This is a genomic window from Brevibacterium sp. CS2, from assembly GCF_005280295.1.
Classification (GTDB): domain Bacteria; phylum Actinomycetota; class Actinomycetes; order Actinomycetales; family Brevibacteriaceae; genus Brevibacterium; species Brevibacterium pityocampae.
Genome location: NZ_CP040020.1, coordinates 1,474,309 through 1,490,859, shown reverse-complemented (window position 1 = coordinate 1,490,859; position 16,551 = coordinate 1,474,309). Strand labels below are relative to the sequence as shown.

General features: G+C 69.8%; 17 protein-coding genes. 3 read left to right on the top strand and 14 right to left on the bottom strand.

From position 1 onward, the window contains the following. Positions 1-192: 192 nt before the first annotated feature. From FDF13_RS06610 to FDF13_RS14730, 3 genes are read right to left on the bottom strand one after another with little or no spacing between them, the layout of a single operon-like run. Positions 193-987 carry a hypothetical protein gene (locus FDF13_RS06610; protein WP_137318973.1) on the bottom strand — a complete coding sequence of 265 codons (795 nt, stop codon included), beginning with the start codon at positions 985-987 and terminating at the stop codon, positions 193-195. 3 nt (positions 988-990) lie between these two features. Then, the gene (locus FDF13_RS06605; RefSeq protein WP_137318972.1) at positions 991-1,194 is read right to left on the bottom strand and encodes a hypothetical protein; all 204 of its coding nucleotides are present in this window, start codon (positions 1,192-1,194) and stop codon (positions 991-993) included. A 12-nt stretch (positions 1,195-1,206) separates the two neighbouring features. Beyond that, complete coding sequence (locus tag FDF13_RS14730) at positions 1,207-1,344, bottom strand: hypothetical protein (protein WP_175406888.1); 138 nt, start codon at positions 1,342-1,344, stop codon at positions 1,207-1,209. 13 nt (positions 1,345-1,357) lie between these two features. On the opposite strand from FDF13_RS14730, the gene FDF13_RS06600 reads away from it, so the two are divergent. After that, positions 1,358-1,951, top strand: a complete 594-nt coding sequence (locus FDF13_RS06600) for a hypothetical protein (RefSeq protein WP_137318971.1) — start codon at positions 1,358-1,360, stop codon at positions 1,949-1,951. Positions 1,952-2,007: 56 nt separating this feature from the next. Here the strand turns inward: FDF13_RS06600 and FDF13_RS06595 are convergent, their stop codons facing one another. The 3 genes from FDF13_RS06595 to FDF13_RS06585 all read right to left on the bottom strand — a co-directional run bounded on the left by FDF13_RS06595 (position 2,008) and on the right by FDF13_RS06585 (position 4,843). Continuing rightward, a complete protein-coding gene (locus FDF13_RS06595) occupies positions 2,008-2,487 on the bottom strand; it encodes an NUDIX domain-containing protein (protein WP_137318970.1) in 480 nt (159 codons plus the stop codon). Positions 2,488-2,595: 108 nt separating this feature from the next. Continuing rightward, entirely contained in the window at positions 2,596-3,210 is a 615-nt protein-coding gene (locus FDF13_RS06590; protein ID WP_137320404.1) for a DNA-3-methyladenine glycosylase I, read from the bottom strand. Between the two features lie 256 nt (positions 3,211-3,466). After that, positions 3,467-4,843, bottom strand: a complete 1,377-nt coding sequence (locus tag FDF13_RS06585; protein WP_137318969.1) for an NAD-dependent succinate-semialdehyde dehydrogenase — start codon at positions 4,841-4,843, stop codon at positions 3,467-3,469. A 210-nt stretch (positions 4,844-5,053) separates the two neighbouring features. Here FDF13_RS06585 and FDF13_RS06580 point away from each other — a divergent pair, with 210 nt between their 5' ends. After that, entirely contained in the window at positions 5,054-5,407 is a 354-nt protein-coding gene (locus tag FDF13_RS06580; RefSeq protein WP_101653363.1) for a nuclear transport factor 2 family protein, read from the top strand. Between the two features lie 70 nt (positions 5,408-5,477). Here FDF13_RS06580 and FDF13_RS06575 read toward each other — a convergent pair whose 3' ends face one another. Continuing rightward, positions 5,478-6,659, bottom strand: coding sequence for a 3-hydroxyacyl-CoA dehydrogenase NAD-binding domain-containing protein (locus FDF13_RS06575; protein WP_137318968.1), 1,182 nt, complete (start codon positions 6,657-6,659; stop codon positions 5,478-5,480). A 209-nt stretch (positions 6,660-6,868) separates the two neighbouring features. Between FDF13_RS06575 and FDF13_RS06570 the strand changes: the two genes are divergently transcribed. After that, positions 6,869-7,780: a hypothetical protein gene (locus FDF13_RS06570; RefSeq protein ID WP_254668940.1), complete on the top strand. Its 912-nt coding sequence runs from the start codon at positions 6,869-6,871 to the stop codon at positions 7,778-7,780. Between the two features lie 562 nt (positions 7,781-8,342). Here the strand turns inward: FDF13_RS06570 and FDF13_RS06565 are convergent. The 7 genes from FDF13_RS06565 to FDF13_RS06535 form a co-directional block, all read right to left on the bottom strand. Beyond that, positions 8,343-8,834 (bottom strand): GyrI-like domain-containing protein, encoded by a 492-nt coding sequence (locus FDF13_RS06565; protein ID WP_254668939.1) that lies wholly within the window; start codon positions 8,832-8,834, stop codon positions 8,343-8,345. A gap of 154 nt (positions 8,835-8,988) precedes the next feature. Beyond that, the gene (locus FDF13_RS06560; protein WP_137318966.1) at positions 8,989-10,632 is read right to left on the bottom strand and encodes a long-chain-fatty-acid--CoA ligase; all 1,644 of its coding nucleotides are present in this window, start codon (positions 10,630-10,632) and stop codon (positions 8,989-8,991) included. A gap of 388 nt (positions 10,633-11,020) precedes the next feature. Beyond that, positions 11,021-11,917, bottom strand: a complete 897-nt coding sequence (locus FDF13_RS06555; protein WP_137318965.1) for a crotonase/enoyl-CoA hydratase family protein — start codon at positions 11,915-11,917, stop codon at positions 11,021-11,023. A gap of 56 nt (positions 11,918-11,973) precedes the next feature. Then, entirely contained in the window at positions 11,974-12,741 is a 768-nt protein-coding gene (locus FDF13_RS06550) for an SDR family NAD(P)-dependent oxidoreductase (protein WP_137318964.1), read from the bottom strand. 5 nt (positions 12,742-12,746) lie between these two features. Beyond that, the gene (locus FDF13_RS06545; RefSeq protein ID WP_137318963.1) at positions 12,747-13,538 is read right to left on the bottom strand and encodes an enoyl-CoA hydratase-related protein; all 792 of its coding nucleotides are present in this window, start codon (positions 13,536-13,538) and stop codon (positions 12,747-12,749) included. A 128-nt stretch (positions 13,539-13,666) separates the two neighbouring features. Beyond that, a complete protein-coding gene (locus tag FDF13_RS06540; RefSeq protein ID WP_137318962.1) occupies positions 13,667-14,641 on the bottom strand; it encodes an NADPH:quinone oxidoreductase family protein in 975 nt (324 codons plus the stop codon). Positions 14,642-14,738: 97 nt separating this feature from the next. Further along, complete coding sequence (locus tag FDF13_RS06535) at positions 14,739-16,283, bottom strand: acyl-CoA synthetase (RefSeq protein WP_254668938.1); 1,545 nt, start codon at positions 16,281-16,283, stop codon at positions 14,739-14,741. Between the last annotated feature and the right edge of the window lie 268 nt (positions 16,284-16,551).

Below are 16,551 nucleotides of genomic sequence, written 5' to 3'. Positions count from 1 at the left end.
ACCCCCGACCGGGCATGCGAACCAGAACTGACCGCTCGACGCCAGGGCGATGTGTCGGAACCGGTACAACTCCGCCACGCGGGATGCACGGTTGAGGACTTGACTGGTGTGCAGCATACGAACGCACCCTGAAGGAGTTCCCGTGCAGCGCTTCCAGCACTCCGCATCCCCCGGCGACATCCCCCGCGATCTCTACGGGATCCCCGTCATCCCCCGGTCCTCGGCCGTGCCCACCCCGGCGAGCGTCGCACCCCAGCGCACTCGCCAGGATGCACCCGGACGACGCGGGGTCAGGACCTTCCTCATCGTGAGCCTCCTCGGCGGCCTCGTCCTCACGGCTTCCGCCGTGGCATCAGCATTCGGGATCATCTGACTCGCACCGCCACGAGCCCCTTCACCCGAGGTGACGCGCGAGTAGACTTGATTTATGGCTGAAGAATCCGCGTCATCGAAGACGTCGACCACGAATGCTCCCACGAAGTCGTCGAAGGCGAAGAGCTCGTCGTCAGCGAAAGCCGGATCCGGAGGCGTACCAGCGAAGGGTTCGGCCGCTGCGACCACAGCGAAGAAGAACGCTGGGAAGAAGTCCGCGAAGACGTCACCTGCGAAGAAGAGCACCCCGGCAAAGAAGGCTGAGGCGAAGAAGTCCACAGCGAAGTCGTCGGCGAAGACGAAGACGGCGTCTTCGAAGTCCTCCACCACGAAGACATCCGCGAAGAAGTCCGGCACCAAGGAGTCCACCGCGAAGGCGCCCACGTCGACAAAGGCCGACTCATCGGCGAAGGCGGGCTCGTCGTCGAAGACGAAGACGGCGTCCTCTAAGACGTCGGCGAAGAAGCCCACGCAGAAGGCTGGCTCGAAGAAGTCGAGCCCGAAGACCGCTGACGCGAAGAAGACGAGCGCAAAGGCCACGGCTGCGAAGAAGGACGCTGCGAAGGCACAGGTCGCGAAGAAGACCGACGCAAAGAAGTCGGCTGCGACGGCCACGGGTCAATCGTCCGCGAAGAAGTCCACGTCCTCTGCAAAGACGACATCAGCGAAGACGACCGCTGCACAGGCGTCGGGCGGAGCGAAGACTGCTGCTGCACAGGAGTCGGGCGGAGCGAAGACAGCGGCCGCGCAGAAGTCGGGGACGACGACACCAGCGAAGGCGAGCGACGCGAAGTCAGCGCCGTCGAAGGCGGCCGACGCCACGACGACTCCGTCTCAGACATCCGCGCCGGCGGCAGAGAAGAGCGCTGAGAAGACGGCGGAGAAGGCACCCGCCGCGGAGAAGACCGACACCCCGCAGTCGTCCCCCGCGAAGACCTCCGCACCGGAGTCGACAGCTGCGCCGTCGACCACCTCAGCGCAGTCGGTGAAGACGGAAGGAACGTCGCCGTCCTCATCGGCGGCCTCGCCGCAGTCATCGACCGCGGCGGCCCCGGCATCCCCGACTTCCCCGGTCATCGACCGGACCTTCGTCGAGACCTATGCACCGCGCTACGAGGTCACCGACCTCGAGAAGCGCGTCCTGACCAAGGACGGCCCCAAGGCCCGCAAGAAGGGGAAGATGAAGCGCAAGAGCTTCCTCCGGGTCGGCGAGTGGAAGGGCCTCGCGGTCCTCAACCGCCTCGAGCTCCACCCCAAGGACGAGGTCGCGTTCATCACCGAGATCGCGATCGATTCGGACACCCCGGACCGGTTCCGCGTGGATATCCTCCGCACCCTCGACGGAGTGGGGGTGCCGCTCGCGAGCTCGCTGCTCTCCGCGGTGTACCCCGATCGCTTCGCGATCCTCGACGCCCGCGCGGTGAGCGCACTGCACGCCACCGGCCACCTGAGCTCGGAGAACCCCGCCAGGATCGAGTACCGCGACTACCTCGCCGTCATCACCGAACTGGCCGACAGCACCGGGTGCTCTCCGCAGGAGATCTACCGCGCGCTCTACGCCTGGTCCGACGCGAAGTAGGCTGCCCGTTCCACGAGCTCCTGCTCCCTCGGCAGGGTTCTGGCGCGCCCGGTCGATCACCGGCAGGCGGACCAGTCACCGGTACCGCCCCGCTGCTCGCCCAGCCTCGTACGCAGATGCGGGATGACGCGATCCCGGGTGAGCGGGGCGAACTGCCGCTCATCCGTGTCCGCCGGCAGGTCGTCCCACGGGAACCAGCCGGCCGCGTCGATCTCCTCGGCCACCTGCGGCGATCCGACGTCGAGCCCGCGCGGAACCCCCGCATGGAGGAACACCGTTCCGGTCACGGTGAAGCCCGATTCGTTCGCCGCCCGCGCGGTCCAGGTGCCGAGCTCCTCGAGGTCCGCGTGCTCGATGACGAGTCCGAGCTCCTCGGCGATCTCGCGGATGATCGTGTCGGTCCCGGACTCTCCCGGTTCCGGCTTGCCGCCGGGCAGCATGAACGACGTCGTTCCCGCCTTCCGCACCATCAGGAGGTGCTTTCCGTCCGGATGCACGACGACGAGCGCGAACACGACGATATTCACGTCATTCACTTCGCCATTCACCTCGCGCACCGCCCCGGATGATCCCCGGCGGCCCCGGCTCGCACCCCGAGCCGGACGACGCCGGGGCCGCCCTCGGTCGCCCTCCGGTTAAACCCGTCACCTCGGCCACCGGCCCGAAGCTCCGCGCATGTGCGAGCCGAGCACGTGGGTGTCGACGATCCCCACCGCTTCGAAGAGCGCGTACATCGTCGTCGGGCCGACGAATCCGAAACCGCGCTTCTTGAGCGCCTTCGACAGCGCGACCGATTCGGGGCTCGAGGTCGGCACCTCGGCGAGAGTCCGGGGCTCGGGGGTGGTCTCCGGGGCGAAGCCCTCGATGAACGCGACGAGCCCGCCGTCCTCCCGCAGGTCGACCGCGGCGCGGGCGTTGCGGATGCACGCCTCGATCTTCCCGCGGTGACGGATGATGCCGGGGTCGGCGAGCAGCCGGTCGACGTCGGACCCGTCGAAGGCCGCGACCGCATCGACATCGAAGTCCGCGAAGACCTCCCGGAACCGCGGCCGCTTCCGGAGGATGGTGAGCCACGACAGACCCGCTTGGAAGCCCTCAAGGCTGAGGCGCTCGAACATCCCCGATTCCGTGGTGACCGGCAGTCCCCATTCGGTGTCGTAGTAGTCGAGGAGGAGCGGGTGCCCGTAGGCCCACGGGGTGCGCGCCCGGCCGTCCTCGCCGACGACCGGTCCGCCGCCGCTCTCCGGCACTCCGGCCATCCCACCTGCCGGCGCTCCGGCTGCCGGAGCGACTGCCGTCGAACGCGCCGAAGCACCCTCTTCCCCACCTGCCGTCGCCCCGGCGGCCAGCCCGTCAGTACCCGTCGGGTCGTCCGCCGCACCGGCCCCGAGGTCCTGCTCCCCGGCCCCGAGGTCCTGCTCCGCACTCATGCGGACGAGTCTACGGGCGCGCACGCGAAGGCGCCCGCCAGCGGATGCCGACGGGCGCCTCGGGTGCGGGGAGACCCCGCGTGCGTCACTTCTGCTTGTAGAACAGCTGCTTGTTGCAGAACTCGTCCATCGCGAGCGGGCCGAGCTCACGTCCCACGCCGGAGCGCTTGACGCCGCCGAACGGCAGGAACTCGCGCGACTGCTCGGGGCTGTTGATGAACACCATGCCCGCGTCGATCTGCGAGCCCACCTTCGCCGCCTTGTCCGCGTCGGAGGAGAACACGGCCGAGCCGAGACCGAACGGGGTGTCGTTCGCGAGCTCGACGGCCTCCTCCTCGGTGGAGACCTTGAACACCATGAACGCCGGACCGAACAGCTCCTCGTGGTAGCCGCGCTTGCCCGGCTTGACGTCGGTGAGCACGACGGGCTTCACGAAGGCGCCCGGGGTGTCGTAGTCGCCCTCGCCGGCGTGGATCGTCGCGCCGTCGGCAACGGTCGCGTTGACCTGCTCCATGAACCGCTCCTTGGCCGCCAGGCTGGACAGCGGGGAGAGCTTCGAGCCTTCGGCCGCCGGATCCTCCGGCGTGGCCTCCTTCGCCGCAGCGGTGAGCTTGGCGAGGAACTCGTCGTACATGTCCTCCATGACGATCATGCGCTTGGGCGAGTTGCAGGCCTGCCCGGTGTTGCCCATCCGGGTGCCGAAGAACGTCTTGACCGTCGCGTCGAGGTCCGGCGAGTCGAGCAGGATGTACGGATCGGATCCGCCGAGCTCGAGCACGACCTTCTTGAGGTTCTTGCCCGCGGCCGCGGCGACGGCCGAGCCGGCGCGCTCGGAGCCGGTCAGCGACACGCCCTGGTTGCGCGGGTCCGGCAGGATGACGTCGGAGACCTGCTCATTGGTCGCGTAGACGTTGATGTAGGCGTCCGCCGGGAGGCCGGCGTCCTGGAAGATCTGCTCCATCACGGCCGCCGACTTGGGGCACTGCGGGGCGTGCTTGAGGATGATCGTGTTGCCCAGCGCCAGGTTCGGCGCCGCGAAGCGGGCGACCTGGTAGTACGGGAAGTTCCACGGCATGATGCCGAGCAGCGAACCCACCGGACGACGGAGGATGTAGGCCTCGGCGTTCTTCGGGCCCTTGAGCTTCTCCTCCTCGATGAAGGCCTTCGCGTTGTCGGCGAAGTAGTTGTAGATGAGGCCGACGAGCGCGATCTCGCCCTGGCCCTCCGGAACCGCCTTGCCCATCTCGAGCTGGATGATCTTCGCGAGCTCCTCGGAGCGCTCGTTGTAGATCTCGGCGACCCGGGACAGCACCTTCGTGCGCTCCTCGATCGGGGTCTCGCGCCAAGAGGCGTAGGCCTGGTGCGAGCGCTCGAGCGCGTCGGTGATCTGCTCATCGGTGGCGGTGGGGAACTCCTCCACCACTTCGCCGGTGGCAGGGTTGACGACCTGGTACTGCGACATGTGATCGCTCCTCTTCGTTGAAGGTACTGGTCCCACCGTATGCCCGCGATTCCGGGCCTGGCAACCAGAACGGCCCTCGGGACCGCCAGGTGAGACAGGTCACACCCGAGCCTGGCGAAAGACTGTGATCCGGCGGCGAGGGGACCGTGAGTAGACTGCGAGGGACCGGCATCCGCCGCCGTCGACGCACCCCCGGAGGAAGGAGTTCCCATGGCCGCCGCCGAGGCGCTCGCCCGCACCTACTACACAACCGTCGACGCCGGGGATCCGGCCGCCACCGCGGCGCTGTTCGCCCCCGAGGGCACATACGACCGGCCGGGCTACGACACGCTCGTCGGCGAGCAGATCAGCGAGTTCTACCACGGCGCCCGGGTCATCGAGTCCGGCGCTCACACCCTCGACGAGATCATCACCGACGGGAACCGGGCTGCCGTGCGCGGGCGGTTCGACGGGGTGCTCAAGTCCGGCGCCGAGGCGCACGAGGGCTTCGCCGACTTCTTCGTCTTCGACGACGCCGGGCTCATCACCCAGCGCACGAGCTACTTCTTCCGCGCCGCCGTCTGAGCGTGCGCGGTCTGAGCGTGCGCGTGGGCTGAGGCGGTGCGCGGAGCGTCCCACGGCGACCGCCGACGACTCAGCCGAGTTCGCCCCGCAGACGGAGGACCCCGTCCTGGACCGCGTCCCGGCGGCGGATCGCCTCGGGCGCGGCCTGCTCGCCGTAGGCCTCCTCGACCTGCGCGATGACCGGTTCCATCCCCTCGTCCGACATGTCCGGATCGGCGGGATCGATCGCCGCGAACGAGGGGCCGATGTGCTCCATGAATCCGCGGAACCCTCGCGCGCCGCCTCCCATGTGCATGCCCTCGAACGGCCCCACTGCGGCCCAGCGCAGTCCGAGCGAGTTCCGCACCACCGCGTCGACATCCGCCGGTGACACGACGCCGCGCTGGACGAGGGCGACCGCCTCCCGCAGGACCGCGTTCTGCAGCCGGTTGCCGACGAAGCCCGCGGCCTCGGCCCGGAGCACCACCGGCTCCTGTCCGCAGCGGCGGTAGATCCCGACCGCGCGCTCGACCGACTCCGGCGCCGTCCGCTCCCCCGGCACGACCTCGACGAGCGGCATGACGTGCGGCGGGTTGAAGGGGTGGCCGATGAGCACGCGAGCGGCGTCCTCGTCGGTCATCCGGGCGGCGATGGTGCTCGCGGTGATCGCCGAGGAAGACGAGACCAGGAGCGCGTCGACCGGCGCGTACTGGGCGAGGTCGGCGAACATCTGGACCTTGACGCTCGGGTCCTCCGGGCCGCTCTCCTGGACGAGGCGCACCCCGTCGACCGCCTCGTCGAGCGAACGGGCCACGGTGAGCAGCGCCTCGGCCTCGGGCACCTCGGCCACGAGCGCGGCGCAGACCTCGACGAGATCGGGCCGCGGATCGAAGATCCGCACCGGTGCCCCGTGCGCTGCGAACCGCCGCGCCCACGACAGCCCGATGGTGCCGGCACCCACCACGGCCACCGGGGCGAGACGCTGCGGTTCGGCAGTGCCGGAAGCGGTGTCCTGGGTGTCGGCTTCGGGGCCGGCGGCCGCGCGGGAGTCCGCTGCGGGGCCGGCGGCCGCGCGGGAGTCCGCTGCGGGGTCGGCGGCCTGGGAGGAGCGTGCGGGGTCGGCGGCCTGGGCGGATCGTGCGGGGTCGGCGGCCTGGGCGGATCGTGAGGTTCGATCCGTCCCGGTCGATGCCCCGGCCTGCTCGTCCGCTTCCGGTGCCGCGTCCGTGCGCGGCACGCTCACCGTGCTGAGATCGAGTTCCGAATCGCTCATGCGAGAAGGCTACTCCCCCGCGGACGGCACCGCCGAGGTCGATGGCGGCTGTCGACCAACGCCTGTTGCGCGCTGACGGTGGCTGCGCCGAGGCGGCGCGACCCACGGTGCGGGACTGCGCGACCACGGTGTGAGACCGCTGGGCACCTGTGCAGAGACAGCGGGCGCGAACGGTATCTGCGCACGGGCTCAAGTGGCAGAATGAGCGCATGAGCTCAGTTGATTCGAAGATCCTCGCGATCGCCGAGGACGAACTTGCCGCAGCCCAGGAATCCGCGCGGATCACCATGCGCGCGCTCCACTCCGCGCAGGAAGCGGCCGAGGCCTCGCTCCTGCTCGACGAGGTGTGGAACGTCGGCCGCGCCGGCACCACGCAGCTCGAGCCCGGGCTGATCGTCGCACTCGCCCACGCGGGCAACTACGTGGCCGGCGCATTCGACTCCGAGGACGACTCGCTCATCGGCGTCACGATCGGGTTCTTCGGCGAGCCGCTCGGCAAGATGATGCACTCGCACATCGCCGGGGTCCGCCATGAGCAGGTGGGCCGCGGCACCGGCGCGGCGATGAAGCTCCACCAGCGACTGTGGTGCCTCAACCGCGGCATCCGCCAGATGACCTGGACCTTCGACCCGCTCATCGCTCGGAACGCCTACTTCAACTTCAACCGCCTGGGCGTCAACGCCCTCGAGTACTTCGAGGACTTCTACGGGCAGATGCGCGACGGCGTCAACGAAGGGCAGGCCTCCGACCGGCTTCTCGTGTCCTGGCGCCTCGACCTCCCGGCCAAGCGGACGCTGCTCGGCGAGGACGCCCTCGACCGCGCGGTCCATGCCCTCGACCTCGGCGAGCACGGTGAGCCGGTGCTGAGCGAGGTGCCCCGGAGCACCGAGGTCGCCGCCGTGCGGATCCCGGCGGACATGGAGACTCTGCGCGGTGACGACGCCGAGCTCGCCACCCGGTGGCGGATGGCCCAGCGCGATGCGATGGCCGGGCTGCTCGCCGACGGGTGGGAGGTCAACGGCTTCCTCAAGCAGGGCGTCTATCTCTTCACCCACCCCGACGACGGCGACTTCGCCGAGGACGAGATCAGCACCGCCGAGGAGGCCGGCCCCCGCGACTGAGCCGGGCCCGAGGCGGTTGGGAGCTGACGTGGGGCTCCCCGGCTGGCTGAGGGCGGGGCAGTGGACGTCCCTCCCTACCGGCCGGCACCGCCCCCGGGAGCGGACGCGCGGACGCCCCGGCCGATGCCGCCGGTCGTCCCGGAGTTGACTCACACGCAGGATCTGCAACTGCGCGCGGATCCTGTACAGGATCTGCGTGCAGCTGCAGTTCTCGTTGACATCTCACCTGTAAGGCGCATCGAGAGGTCGGTTCGGGTCGCTCGGCGCCGACAGGCAGGCCTCGGCCCGAACTGGCGCGAAGATCCGTACACCGCGCGGCCGCGCGCCGAGCGGGGAACCGCTCTGTGCAACGGAAACTGCGGTGGCGGCCGGAGCCTTCACAGTTTCCGCCCGCCACCGCAGTTTCCGTCGCACTCTCCGTCACGACCGGGTTGAGGCTCTCGCCGGGCCGCCAGACCGTCGACCTCGGGCGAGCAGAACCACCGAACCGTCGAATTCAGGCGGGCAGCCGCCGACCTCAGACGAGCACACCCACCGGGCCGCCCACTCCACGCAGAACCGTCTACTCCACGAGGGTGACGAGGTCCGTGCGGAGGGTGGCCGGATCGACGTCCGGGCCGGGCTCGGTGACGTAGACCTCCCAGAAGGGCAGCCGCACCTCCGCTCCGCGGCTCTGGAGCTCCCCGAGGAACGCCTCCCACGCCTGCCCCAATCCGTCGTACCCGCCGAAGTGCGAGAGCACTGCGGTGCGCCCGCCAGGAATCCGCGACTGCTCGACCACGAGCCCGCCGTCGAGCTCTGCGGGCTCGCCGAGATCGGCATCGATCGGCACCCCGACCTCGATGTCGACGGTGTCATCCGGCTGCCGGTGATGGAGCGCGAAGGCCGGCCCGGCCGGAGAGATCCCCCGCAGTCCGAGCACCGCGAACAGCCCGGAGAACGCCGCATCGAAGAGCGTGCGGAGCTCGGCCATCGGGTACCGCTCGGCGCGGATCACCGCAGTGGTGACCTCCGCGGCGTCGATGATCGCGAGCTCGCGGCGGGGCTCATCCACGGAGCCTCCGGTCATGTCGATCACTCCGGCCCGGCGCCGCGTGCTGCAATGCCGCACGCCGAGGTTCCGGTCGCCGAGGTGCTCCGATGCACCGCCGCAGCGTCACGCACCTTCGCCCCTCCGCACTCCGGCCCGGCGCCGCGCACCATCGTGTTCATTCGCTCCACTGCGAGCGCAGGAGCTTCTTGTCGAGCTTGCCCACCGAGGTGCGCGGCAGCTCGTCGACGATGATGACCTGGTCGGGCAGCTGCCACTTGGCGAAGCGCTCGCCGAGCACCTCGGCGATGTCCTCGCGGGTGACGTCCCGGCCGTCGCGCGGGACGACGTAGGCGACCGGGCGCTCCTGGTACTTCTCGTCCGGCACGCCGATGACCGCGGCCTCGAGCACGTTCGGGTGGTCGAGGATCCCGTTCTCCATGTCGATCGAGGAGATCCACTCGCCGCCGGACTTGATGACGTCCTTGAGCCGGTCGGTGAGCTTGAGGTAGCCGGCCGGGGTGATGACGCCGACGTCGCCGGAGCGCCACCAGCCGTCGTGGAAGCGCTCGTCGTTGTCGGCGAGCTGGTGGTAGCTCGTGGTGATCCACGGTCCGCGGAGGAACACCTCGCCCACGCTCTTGCCGTCGCGCGGCAGCTCGACGCCGGTGGGGTCGGCGATCTTCATCTCGACGCCGGCGACCGGCAGTCCCTGCGAGCGCTTGAGGTCCCAGCGCTCCGCCTCGGACAGCTCGCCGAGGTCGGGCTTGATCTGCCAGTTCACGGACACCACGGGGCTCGTCTCGCTCGCCCCGTAGGCGTGGATGATCTGCGCGCCGGTGAGGTCGGAGAAGCCCTTCATGAGCGACAGCGGCGGCTCGGTGGCCCCGGACACCAGGCGGGCGCGGGACAGATCGGGGGTCTCCGGCAGCGCCTTGATGTACTCGAGGATCGGTGCGAACAGGGACGGCGCGCCATTGGCGACGGTCACGCCCTCGCTGATGAGCGCCTCGGCGACGTCGCCGATGTTGTCGGCGGTGAAGCGGCCGGGCAGCACGACGCGGGCCCCGGCGGCGACCGCAGCCTGCGGGATGCCCCAGGACACCACGTGGAACATCGGGGTGACCGGCATGACGGTGTCGGTGTAGCCCATCTTCAGGGCGTTCATGATGCCGAAGGTGTGGAGGTACATCGAGCGGTGGGAGTAGTAGATGCCCTTGGGGCGACCGGTGGTGCCGGTGGTGTATCCGGCGTAGCTGGCGGTCGTCTCCTCGATGAACTGCCAGTCGTACTCCTCCGGCCGGCCGGCGAGCAGGTCCTCGTAGAAGTGGACGTTGTCCAGGGTGGTCGAGATCTCCGACGACGGTTTGCCCGTCATCACCACCCAGCCCTTGACGGTGGAGCGGACCTCCTCCTTCTGCGCGAGCTGCTCGGCGATCGGCAGGAGCGATTCGTCGACGAACACCCATTCCGCCTGCGAGTGCTCGACGACGTAGACGAGGTCGGCCGGGGCCAGGCGGAGGTTCATCTGGAGCATCGTCGCGCCCACCGAGGGGACGGCGAAGTAGAGCTCGAAGTGGCGCAGCTGGTTCCAGTCGAGCACGCCGGCCATGGTGCCGGCGCCGATCCCGAGCTCGTCGAAGGCGTGGGCGAGCTGCGCGACGCGGCGGCGCATGTGCCCGTAGTCGGTGCGGTGCCAGGCGCCGTCGATGCTCCGGTGGACGATCTCCGTGTCCGGGAACACGGTCGCCGCGTGCGTGAGCAGGGAGCTGATGTTCAATGGGTAGTTGTCGCCCATGGTCGACGGGATTCCTCTGAGCATCGGAGCTCCTTCTCACTTCGCTGTGGCCGGATGGTGCGGTGCTGGTGGTGCGGTGCTGGTGGTGCGAGTGAAATCGTATCGCGCGATCGGCGTCACGCTCACATTCCGGACTAAAGGCTAACATTTCTTCGTCGACCGCCGCCGAGGCGCCCGCCGGCAGGGCTGGTCACGTTCCGGGCCACGTACCCGGACCGCCGCCGAGATGCCCGCCGGCAGGGCCGGTCACGTTCCCGATCACATCACGCACCCGGGCATGTGCCGTGGGGACGAGAACGGGCCGGGGACCGCTGCTGCGATCCCCGGCCCGACTCGAACCGTGACGACACCTCGATCCCGGCTCACTTCTCGGCACTGGCCCGCACCTCGGCGACCAGCACCTCGGCGAGCGTCACTCCACCGGCTGCGGTCCCGGGAAGTCGGGCAGCCACTCGGGGTAGTCCGCGGGGATGCGGGCGGGGAACTCCGGCGGACGCTTCTCGAGGAACGAGGTCACGCCCTCCTTCGCGTCCGACATCCGGCCGAGCTCGTAGATCCCGCGCGAGTCGAGGCGGTGCGCCTCCCACGGCGAATCCGCACCGAGCATCCCCCACAGCATCTTGCGACCGGCGGCCATGGTGAGCGCCGAGGAGCCCTCGACGAGCTCCCGGGCGACCGCGTAGGTCGTGTCCATGAGCTCGCCGGCAGGCACCACGCGGGACACGAGCCCCGCCTCGAGCGCCTCCTGCGGGCCGAACACGCGCCCGGTGTACACCCATTCGAGTGCCCGGTTGATGCCGACGACGCGCGGCAGGAACCACGTCGAGGCCGCCTCGGGCATGATCCCGCGCTTGGCGAACACGAAGCCGAACTTCGCGTCCTCGCTCGCGATCCGGATGTCGCACGGCAGCGTCATCGTCGAGCCGACGCCCACGCCGGCACCGTTGAACGCGACGATCACCGGCTTGCGCATCGCCGCGATCGCGAGCGACACCCGGCCGCCGCCGTCACGGCGCACGCCCTCGATGGTCTCCCCGCCGTCCCCGGCGACGTCGACGGCCGCGGATTCGCGCGCGTCGTAGTCGAAGGTGTTCGCACCTCCGGACAGGTCCGCGCCGGGGCAGAAGAACCGCCCCTTGCCGGTGAACACGACGACCTTGACGCCGTCATCGGCATCCGCGGTGCGGAACGCCGCGATGAGCTCCTGGCCCATGAGCGCGGTGAACGCGTTCTTGGTCTGCGGGGAGTCGATGGTGACGGTGGCGATCTGCTCGCTCACCTCGTAGGTGATGTGGGTGTACTCGGACATCCTCGTCCTCTCGCTCGGGTGGGGTGGTGCTCAGGCGCTGGGGCGCGGGTGCTCGCTCAGAAGACCGAGTACCCGCCGTCGATGACGAATTGCTGGCCGTTGGTGTACGCGCTGCCGGGCCCGGCGAGGTACACCGCGGCAGCCGCGAAGTCCTCCGGGGTGCCCCAGCGGCGGATCGGCACGCGCTTGATGACCTTCTCGGTGAAGGTGTCGTTCCCCACCGCAGCGCTCGTCATGTCGGTCGCGATCCAGCCGGGCAGGATCGCATTCGTGCGGATGCCGTAGCGCGCGTACTCGGTCGCCAGCCCGCGCATGATCGCGAGCACCGCGCCCTTCGTCGCGCCGTAGTGGACGTTCGTCGCCGCGCCCTCGATGCCGGCGAGCGAGCTCACTGCGACGAGCGAGCCGCCGGACCCCTGGGCCATCATCTGCTTGATCGCGGCCTGGAAGCTCAGCACGACGCCGTCGACGTTGACCGCCGCGATGTCGTGGAACTCCTCGATCGTCATCTCGTGGAACGGCCCCTTCTTTCCGCCGATCCCCGCGTTCGCGATGAGCGAGTCGACGCGCCCGAACGCCTCGATCGTGCCCGCCATCGCGGCGTCGACCTGCGCGGGGTCGGACACGTCGCAGGCGAAGGCCTTGACCGGGGCGAGTGCGGAGAGCTCGGATTCCGCAGCGGCGTTGCGCTCGGTGTTGCGGCCCCAGATCGCGACCGAGGCGCCGGCCTGCGCGAGCCCGCGGGCCATGCCGAGGCCGATGCCGTTGTTGCCGCCGGTGACGACGGCGACGTGACCGGTGAGGTCGAGGAAATCAGCAGTCATCGCGATCACTTCCCCTCGAACTTCGCGGCGCGCTTCTCGCGGAAGGCGGCCACGCCCTCGGCGAAGTCGGCGCTGCCCTGCAGGCGGGACTGGCCCTCGGCCTCGCGGTCGAGCGCGGCGTCGAGCTCGGACAGCGCCGCCTGGTTGACGGCGTACTCGGTCTCACCGAGCGACAGCGTGGGACCGGTGGCGAACCGGGCGGCGATCTCCTGCGCCCGCTCGAGGTAGGTCCCGGCGGGGGCGACCTCGGTGGCCAGCCCCCAGTCGAGGGCGGTGGCGGCCTTGACCTTCTCCGCGGTGAGCGCCATCCGCAGGGCGCGGTGGCGGCCGGCCGAGGCGGCGACGAGGGCGGTCGCACCGCCGTCGGGCATGAGGCCGATCTTGGTGAAGGCGAGCATGAGGTAGGAGTCGTCGCTCATCACGACGTAGTCGCAGATGAGAGCGAAGGAGCAGCCCACGCCGGCGGCCGGGCCGGACACCGCGGCGATCGTCGGCACCTTGAGGTCGCGGATCTTGCGGATGATCGAGTTGATGACGTCGAGGCCGACGCCCTTGCGCTCACCCCCGGCTGCGGAGTCGCCGCCGAGGTCAGCGCCGGAGCAGAAGGAGCGCTCGTCACCGGTGATGACGACGGCGCGCGCCTCGCTCGCGGCGCGGTCGACCGCGGCCTCGAGCGCCGCGGCCACCTCGCGGGTGACCGCATTGAGCGCCTGCGGGCGGATGAACTGGATGGTCATGACACCGTCGTCGACGGTGACCTTGAGGTGCTGATCGTGCTGATCGTGCTGATCGGTCATGATCGGACCTTTCGTCTGTGGAAGTCGTGGGTGCGGGCGCGGCAGGGCTGCGCGCGACAGCCGTGTCCCGGCCCGGGAGGGCCGGTGCCCCGGTGCCGACTCAGGAGAGCCGGCACCGGTTGTCCGGCTCAGGACTCGGGCTTGACCTCGAGGAGGACCTTGCCGAGCACGGCCCGGTTGTCGAGCTCGGAGATCGCCGCACCGGCCTGCTCGAGCGGGTAGGTCGCGTGGATGTGCGGGTTGAGGCGGCCGGCGGCGACGTGCTCGGAGATCACCTCCCACTGCTCGGCGATGAGGTTCGGGTTGCCGCGGGTCGCCTCGCCCCAGGCCACGCCGACGACGGAGATGTTCTTCAGCAGCAGGCGGTTGACCTTGACGGTGGGGATCTCGCCGGCGGTGAAGCCGAGCACCTGGAGGTGCCCGAAGCGCTTGAGGCAGCGCAGCGAGTCGGTGAAGCGGTCGCCGCCCACCGGGTCGTAGACGACGTCGACGCCGTCGGGGAAGATCTCGAGGACGGCGTCCTTGAAGCCCTCGGCCTTGACGACGTGGTGCGCGCCGAGCTCCTTGACCATCGCGGCCTTGTCGTCGGTCGACACGACGGCGACGACCTCGAGGCCCATCGCGAGCGCGAGCTGCACGCCGGCCGAGCCGAGTCCGCCGGCGGCGCCGTGGACGAGCACCGTCTGGCCGGGCTGCACGTTGCCGCGCACGCGCAGCGAGAAGTCGGCGGTGAGGAGGTTCATCGGCATGCCGGCGGCGTGGGCGAGGCTCACCGAGTCCGGCACCTTGACGGTCTGCTGGTCGGCGGCGACGAGGTACTCCGCGAAGGTGCCCTTGCCGGTGATCGCGGCGACGCGGTCGCCGACGGAGAAGCGGGAGCCCTCGCCGACCTCGACGACGGTGCCCGCGGCCTCGGAGCCGAGCACGAACGGCAGCTCGTGGCGCACCTGGTACATGCCGCGGGTCTGCAGCAGCTCGGGGAAGGTGACGCCGGCAACGGCGACCTCGATGAGGACCTCGCCGGGGCCGGGGGTGGGACGCTCGGCGTCGACGAATTCGACGGCCTCGGGTCCGTCGAGGCGGGTGACGTGGATGGCCTTCATGTGTCTGTCTTCTCTTTCGGGGGTTCGGTGCGGGGTGTCGGGTGGGGGTGGGTGCCTCGGGCCGGGCTGCTCAGCGCCGAGGTGCCCGCGGGTCCGGCTAGGCGGGCGCCTGCTCGGTGAGCTTGCGTTTGACGAGCTTGCCGGTGGGGGTGCGCGGCATCTCGTCGATGAAGTAGAACTTCCGCGGGATCTTGAAGCGGGCGACGTGGTCGGCGAGCCAGGCCCGGATCTGCTCGGCGAGCTCCTCGCCGGGACGCACGTGGTCCTCGGCCTCGATGTAGGCCACGGCGATCTCGCCGAGCTCCTCGTCGGGTTCGGCGATCACCGCCAAGTCCTTGACGTCGGGGTGGAGCGCGAGCTCGCTCTCGACCTCCTGCGGGTAGATGTTCACCCCGCCGGTGATGACGAGGAAGCTCTTGCGCTCGGCCATGAAGAGGAAGCGGTCCTCGTCGAGGTGACCGAGGTCGCCGATCGTGGTCCACCGCTCGTGGACCGGGTGGCGGGTGGCGGCGGTCTTCGCCTCGTCCTTGTAGTAGACGAAGAGCTCCTTGTCCGGGTCGGCCTCGAAGTAGATCGTGCCGACCTCGCCGGGCAGCAGCTCCTCGCCGTCGGGTCCGCAGATGTGGGCGATGCCCATGAGTCCGTCGCGGCCCACGGAGCCCGGCTTGCGCAGGGACTCCTCGCTGTTGATCACGGTGATGCCGTTGGACTCGGTGGCGGCGTAGTACTCGTTGATCACCGGGCCCCACCACTCGATCATCGCGCGTTTGACCTCGATCGGGCAGGGCGCGGCGGCGTGGATGGCGGCCCTCATGCTGGACACGTCGTACTTCTCGCGCACCTCGGCGGGCAGCTTGAGCATCCGGATGAACATCGTCGGCACCCACTGCGAGTGGGTGACACCGTGCTCCTCGATGAGGCCGAGCGCGGTCTCCGCGTCGAACTTCGGCATCACGATCACGGTGCCGCCGCGGGCGTGGGTCGTCATCACGAAGCGGATCGGGGCGGCATGGTAGAGCGGGGCCGGGGACAGGTAGACGGTGTCCTCGCCGAACTCGTAGAGGGCGGTGAAGAGCTGGATGAGCGGGACGTTCTCGTCCTCGACGGACTGGTCCTTGAGCGTCGGCAGGATGCCCTTGGGCCGGCCGGTGGTGCCCGAGGAGTAGAGCATGTCGTCGCCGCGCGGCTCGTGGTCCGGGCGCTCGGGGCTCGCGGCGGCGAGCACCGCCTCGTACTCCTCCGCACCCGGCAGCGGGCCGCCCACGGCGATCCGGTGCGGGATGTCGGCGCACTCCTCGTTGAGCTCGTGCGCGGACTTCAGCCCGGTGGAGACGAGGACGACGGAGGCGTCGCAGTCGTGGATGATGTAGGAGCTCTCCGCGGGCGTGAGGTGCTGGTTGACGACGGTGATGAACGTGCCGCTGCGCAGGGCCGCCCAGTACGCCTCGATGATCTCCATCCGGTTCTCCGCGATCATCGCGACGTGGTCCCCGGGCTGCAGGCCGAGCGCACGGAAGTGGTTGGCGAGCCGCAGGGAGCGGTCCTCGAGCTCGGCGTAGGTGAGGGTCTCACCGGTGTCGGCCATGATCACGGCCGGCTTGTCGGGGGTCGTCGCCGCCCACTTGCCTGGGTACATGCACATCACTTCCTCGTGATCGGAGAACTGCCGCGTCGGCCGGGCGTCCGGACGGACCGACCGGCCGCGTCGCCGGCACACCCTTGTGAACCGGCGGTTGAGGACTACAATCAATCTTACCGAACGCTTGTTCAGAAACGTTAGTGGGAAACCCGGCCGGACACAAGACCCGCCCTCGGCCCGGTCGGTCCGGCCGGACCTGCCGGGACGGGTCGGACCGGACAGACCGACACTGGCCGACCCGACCAGGCCCCGACCAGCCCAGACCCCGCCC

Excerpts from the sequence above, each read along its gene's own strand:
- FDF13_RS06590 (WP_137320404.1), bottom strand. The coding sequence starts at position 3,210 with ATGGCCGGAGTGCCGGAGAGCGGCGGCGGACCGGTCGTCGGCGAGGAC.
- FDF13_RS06585 (WP_137318969.1), bottom strand. The coding sequence starts at position 4,843 with ATGTCGCAGTACCAGGTCGTCAACCCTGCCACCGGCGAAGTGGTGGAG.
- FDF13_RS06580 (WP_101653363.1), top strand. The coding sequence starts at position 5,054 with ATGGCCGCCGCCGAGGCGCTCGCCCGCACCTACTACACAACCGTCGAC.
- FDF13_RS06575 (WP_137318968.1), bottom strand. The coding sequence starts at position 6,659 with ATGAGCGATTCGGAACTCGATCTCAGCACGGTGAGCGTGCCGCGCACG.
- FDF13_RS06570 (WP_254668940.1), top strand. The coding sequence starts at position 6,869 with ATGAGCTCAGTTGATTCGAAGATCCTCGCGATCGCCGAGGACGAACTT.
- FDF13_RS06560 (WP_137318966.1), bottom strand. The coding sequence starts at position 10,632 with ATGCTCAGAGGAATCCCGTCGACCATGGGCGACAACTACCCATTGAAC.
- FDF13_RS06555 (WP_137318965.1), bottom strand. The coding sequence starts at position 11,917 with ATGTCCGAGTACACCCACATCACCTACGAGGTGAGCGAGCAGATCGCC.
- FDF13_RS06550 (WP_137318964.1), bottom strand. The coding sequence starts at position 12,741 with ATGACTGCTGATTTCCTCGACCTCACCGGTCACGTCGCCGTCGTCACC.
- FDF13_RS06545 (WP_137318963.1), bottom strand. The coding sequence starts at position 13,538 with ATGACCGATCAGCACGATCAGCACGATCAGCACCTCAAGGTCACCGTC.
- FDF13_RS06540 (WP_137318962.1), bottom strand. The coding sequence starts at position 14,641 with ATGAAGGCCATCCACGTCACCCGCCTCGACGGACCCGAGGCCGTCGAA.
- FDF13_RS06535 (WP_254668938.1), bottom strand. The coding sequence starts at position 16,283 with ATGTGCATGTACCCAGGCAAGTGGGCGGCGACGACCCCCGACAAGCCG.